Origin of the sequence: Ornithinibacillus proteolyticus, assembly GCF_039581225.1 — a bacterium.
Lineage (GTDB): Bacteria > Bacillota > Bacilli > Bacillales > Amphibacillaceae > Ornithinibacillus > Ornithinibacillus massiliensis.
Genome location: NZ_JBCPXV010000100.1, coordinates 1 through 2,998, shown reverse-complemented (window position 1 = coordinate 2,998; position 2,998 = coordinate 1). Strand labels below are relative to the sequence as shown.

Below are 2,998 nucleotides of genomic sequence, written 5' to 3'. Positions count from 1 at the left end.
TCCATTCACAGGAGAAAAAAATAGAAAGATATAAGAGATTCTTTAGAATCAGTGCGTGGATGTGGTGCGTAAGGGAAAACCATTCAGTGGGCCTTTAAGGCCAAGGCCGGTAAAAGAGGCTTCAAGCAGCAGAGCAAACCACCAGTTCACACTGGTGGTTTTGATTATACTCCGTTTAAATCCTCGCCTTATTCCCTAAACAAATTATTATTTAATCCGATATTAATATTATGTAATTTACAATAAAGGAGTTTCATCTATGACCAAGTTAGAAGAAAATACTATTTTTCAGGTAAAAAATATTATAGATACATTAATTGAAGCAACTAGTCACTTTTCAAAATTAGTTAAACAGAAGGAATTAAACCAATGTATCTTCATGTTTAGTTCAATCGTAGATGGTGTTACTGCTATTGAGAAAGTAACAGCTAACTCTAATTTAACATTAGGACAAAAGGAAAAAAAGAAAATTGAAAATACATTATTATTAATTGCTCAAGAGTTAGAGACAAATAATTTAATAAAAATTGCTGAAATAATACAGTTTTCATTAATGCCTCTCTTAAAACAATGGCAAAAAGAATTTGAAGTAGATGAGATCGGTTTACTAAATAAAGATATTACTATCGGTGTCTATTTAAGTGAATCTAACCCAAGAATTGCTTATCCTAAACCTAGAATTGATGCTTTAGTTGAGGAAGCAGAGAAACAGGGAGTAACCCTATTATTCTTTTCCTCATCAGGTGTTAACATGGATGCTAAGCAAGTTACGGGAGAAGTATTCCAAAATGGAAAGTGGCAAGAGGTTACTTCTTCTTTTCCAAATGTCATTCATAACATAGGAATAGCATCTCGAGAGCGACAAACTATTACGGAAAGGAAGTTGCGAAGAGAGGTTCCTTTTACTAGTTTTGGAGTTGGAAACAAATTTTATTTACCAAAAATAGTAGTGGAAAATAGGAAGTTTGCAGAGCTACTAGTCCCTTTTAAAATAATTACTGATGAAGATAGAATATTAGAGTTTTTAAATGAAAATCAAAAAGGTGTATTAAAACCTATAATGGGTAGACAAGGTCTCTTTATATATTATGTAGAAAAGAACGGTAATCACTTTATAATTCACGAAGATAAGAAAGAACGGATCCTAGGAAAAGAAAAATTCACCATGTGGATTCAAGACGTTATTCTAAAGAACAAAAATAGCTATATGATTCAAAAATATATTCATGCTCGTACTAATGCTGGTGAACCATTTGATATTCGAGCTCATGTTCAAAAGAATAATGAAGGAAAGTGGCAGATAACCAAAATCTATCCGCGCATAGGTAATAAGAAAAGTATTTTGAGTAATATCAGTCGAGGTGGTAGAACTCAAGAACTTGACGTTTTTTTGACGAACGAGTATGGTGCAAAGGGTAAACAGTATGCGGAAGAACTAAGGAAGCTTTCTCTAGATATAACGTATCATTTAGATAAACTCTATGGTTTGGTTTTAGATGAGTTAGGATTAGATTTAGCCATTGATAAAAACGGCCGTTTTTGGCTTCATGAAGTAAATAATGGACCACAATCCACCTATCATGAGAAAGAAAGAGCTATTAATACAATCGGTTACGCAATTTATATTGCTAAGAATGGAATATTCCTAACCAATAGTTTTCAAAAGCAAAGTAAAAGTATAGGGAATTTTGATTCCCGAAACTCGAATCTAGAATGGGCGGAACTAGATAATCAAGTAAGTATTGGAATGTTAGTTCAGGAAAATGAGATAAATAATTTAACGATTGCTTGTGCGTATGTTGCAAAGTATGAAAATGTACACTTTTTTTATTTTACTCCTAAGGATATAGATTATGATGAAATGTGTATAAGAGGATACTTTTATCAAAATAAAGAATGGGTACCTATGATTGTAAATTATCCTGATGTAATTTATGATCGTTTACGAGCAAGAGGAATTGAGGGCTTTCATACAGTTTATGAAGAACTAGAGGGAATTCCATTTACTAATCAATTCTATGGAAATTCGATTAGTAAACTAGAAGTTTATGATAAATTAAGTGCAATAGAACAACTTAGTGATATTATGATTCCTTATCAAAAAGTTAATCGATTGAAAGATATATTCCATTACATTCAAGAGTACGGTTCAGTAATCTTAAAGCCGGAAGTTGGCTCATTTGCCAAAGGTGTACGTTATATTGAAAAATTGAATGTTGATAAATATCGAGTAGCTGATGGAGACAATGTTAGTGAATTTAGTGAATTATCATTAACGAAGTATATAAGAGATATTATTAAAAAAGGCACATTTATTGTACAAAAGTATATAGAAACAAGAACTAAGGAAGGCAATCCGTTTGATATCCGTGTCCATCTTATGAAGGATGGAAATGAAGAATGGTCATTTGTTAATAGTTATCCCCGGATTGGTATCAATTATGCTACTATTTCTAGCACTGGAAATGGTGGGTATATTGGGGGATTAGTAGGATTCTTGGATAGGAATTTCTCTAAAAATAAGTCGAGTATCCTTAAAAGCAAGATTGAGGAAAGAGCTCTAAATATTGCGAGTGAATTTGATGCCCTGTACGAAAACAAAATAAGTGAATTAGGTATCGACTTAGCAATAGACAAGGATTTAAATATATATCTAATTGAAGTTAATGTTAATAAACCTGGGATTGTGTATTATGAATTCGAAGTTGCTAAGCACGCCATTCCGTATGCTAAATATTTATCTCAAAAGAATTCAACTAACAATCAAAAGAAAATGGAAACTTTTTGAAAGTGATATTATTTACTAATAATCTCTTGGATAATAAGTAAAGTGTAAGGTCGGGGATGTATAGATGTTCAAAAGAGATTATATTAAAGGGGCTGGGACATAACTAGCCAAGAATAATAAAAAAATGGTTCCGATCATCGTTTTTGGATGATTGGAACCATTTTCATTAGGCTATTGTCATTTTTTTAAGTTAACTCGCTTTAGAGGCGG

1 protein-coding gene is annotated in these 2,998 nt (G+C 32.1%); it reads left to right on the top strand.

What is annotated here, in order from left to right; translation table 11 throughout:
- Positions 1-259 precede the first annotated feature (259 nt).
- Positions 260-2,788 (top strand): YheC/YheD family protein, encoded by a 2,529-nt coding sequence (locus tag AAIB49_RS19690; protein ID WP_343459045.1) that lies wholly within the window; start codon positions 260-262, stop codon positions 2,786-2,788.
- The last annotated feature ends 210 nt before the right edge of the window (positions 2,789-2,998 follow it).

What these genes read in the sequence shown, in the direction of transcription:
- AAIB49_RS19690 (WP_343459045.1), top strand. Translation starts at nt 260, where the DNA reads ATGACCAAGTTAGAAGAAAATACTATTTTTCAGGTAAAAAATATTATA.